The organism is Neobacillus niacini (genome assembly GCF_019749295.1).
Classification (GTDB): Bacteria; Bacillota; Bacilli; order Bacillales; family Cytobacillaceae; genus Neobacillus; species Neobacillus niacini_D.
In genome coordinates this window covers 1-2,179 of sequence record NZ_JACWFG010000034.1, presented here as the reverse complement: position 1 = coordinate 2,179, position 2,179 = coordinate 1, and the positions used below count along the sequence as shown (strand labels likewise).

At 39.4% G+C, this 2,179-nt stretch carries 1 protein-coding gene; it reads right to left on the bottom strand.

Going from position 1 to position 2,179, the window contains the following annotated elements:
• Positions 1-95: 95 nt before the first annotated feature.
• Positions 96-1,529, bottom strand: coding sequence for a group II intron reverse transcriptase/maturase (gene ltrA, locus H0184_RS27005; protein WP_221830982.1), 1,434 nt, complete (start codon positions 1,527-1,529; stop codon positions 96-98).
• Positions 1,530-2,179 lie beyond the last annotated feature (650 nt).

The following is a 2,179-nucleotide window of genomic DNA, read 5'->3' as shown; positions in this document are numbered from 1 at the left end:
ATAAAGTAGGGAAACCTTTCTCAAGGCTTCCCCCTTATCAAACCGTACGTGCCCTATTAAGGCATACGGCTTACCATTATGTTACAATGTTTTAATCAAGAGGATGCGTTCCAGGCATTTTGCATCTTTTGGAGTCGGTGAGGAGTAAAATATTCCTCGCCTTTTTCTTTAGCTCGTTTAATTGCGTTTTGTTGTTTTCGTTTTCCTTTACTCTTCATTTCCACTAGATACTCTTCGAGACTATATCCGTACGCCTTGTTAAGATAAAGCCAAAAACTTGGTATTAACTTAATTGCTACAAAGAACCCATTATTCCATTTGTACCTCATCTTTTGTTCTTTCTTCTGATTCGGATGTTTATGAATAAAAGCTACACGTAGTCTTTTCCTTATGTAACCATCTATCGATAGAAATATGTTTCTCATCCATCTTGTTGTACAACGGCTCTTCTGTCCAAGTTCCTCATTGGCTTTTATTGCCTTGATGATGGTCACATAATAATTGACCTTCCCTCGTATGATTGGATTTACTCGATTTATCCATTCCTCTTTATTTAAGGTTAATGTTTTCCGAGTCTTTTCTTTAATCTTCATACGAAAATCTTTTATGGATTCTTTCTTTGGAGTAACGTGAAAAATAGGTTTATTATCCTTTTCCCTTGGTCTCCAGTGATGAAAGGTGAACCCTAAGAAGTCAAAGTCATCTTTGCGGAAGTTAACTACTTTTGTTTTCTCTTTTGAGATTTCTAAACCCAATTCAGCTAACTTTTCTTTAGTTAGGGAGGCAGCCTTCTCGATAGTCTCTTTCGATTTGGCAAACAACAGGAAATCATCAGCGTATCGAACAAATCTTATGCCATGTAAGTCCCATTCCCAATCCATTTCATTTAAATATACATTCGCAAGTAGGGGGGAAATTACTCCACCTTGCGGTGTCCCATAGTCCAAGTGTATAAGCTTTCCCTCTTCCATAAATCCAGCTTTAAGCCATTGTTCAATAAGACCTAAGACCGTACGGTCTGAAATATACTTCTTTAATATTCCAATTAACTTCTTGTGTGGAATATTGTCAAAGAATCCTTTTATATCGCAATCATAAATGTAGTTGTATCCTTGTTCGATATTCCAAAGGATTATTTGTAATGCTCTTTCTACTCCACGATTCGGTCTATAACCTACTGACCAGTTATGAAATAAGTTATCTTCGAATTTGGGCTGAAGCACATTTACCACACTTTGTTGTACAATACGGTCTTCAATTGTAGGAATTCCTAGTGGACGTTTCTTCCCGTTCTTCTTAGGAATGTAAACTCTTCTGACTGGTTGAGCTTGATAAGTCTTTGTTCTAAGTTTGTTTAGGAGTGACATGATATTTTCCTCTAACTTGGAATCAAAACTTTCAATCGTTTCTCCGTCAATTCCCCCTGCTCCTTTGTTTGCTTTCACCTGTTCGAAGCTTTGGATTAATTTTCGGTCAAATAGGATTTGTCCATATATACTGTGTAATTTAAATTTCCACTCTTGATTCATTGCGTATACCACTCCTTTCCTTGATGTACATTCAAACGGTTTTACCGCAGTAACATGATTGTTGTCATTACATCTCGTTCATGGCTTGGAGCCATAGGTCGTTCCCCTTCCGTTCACTCGATGTTATGGTCATCGAATTACTTCCGTACTATGAGAACGTCTGACTTCTCCACCCATTCTTTGTCACTTCGGAGTACCCTTATAGACTAGAACCCTGCCTGTTCGGTAAGGTGGAGACCTCACGGGGTTATCCAATTTCCCTTATAGACATACCCTGCACCATCACGTTATAAGTCACACTTTCTTGGTCTGACTTCTAAAGAAAATGCCTTTTTAAGTGGGCTTCCTCACTTTTCGAAAAGTCGCCAACTTATCCCGCCGCCGTGCTTCACACTTATTGCATTAGGGTCTATCTATTCGCTTGTGGGTCTCTCGATTTTCCACATCTCCTTCAGACAACACCTCACGGTGTTGCCCTAGATTAAGCTTCCCGAGCTAGGTCAGTCTCCTCGGGGATGGATTTTCACCATCTGGGATTCCATTTCGTTATTTTCATCCAGTCGTTTCATCGAGATGACGTCTCTGTCGAATAATGAAAAGAAGAGTGTTGACTGGGTCAACACTCTACGGGACTGCCCGTCGCACAAAAA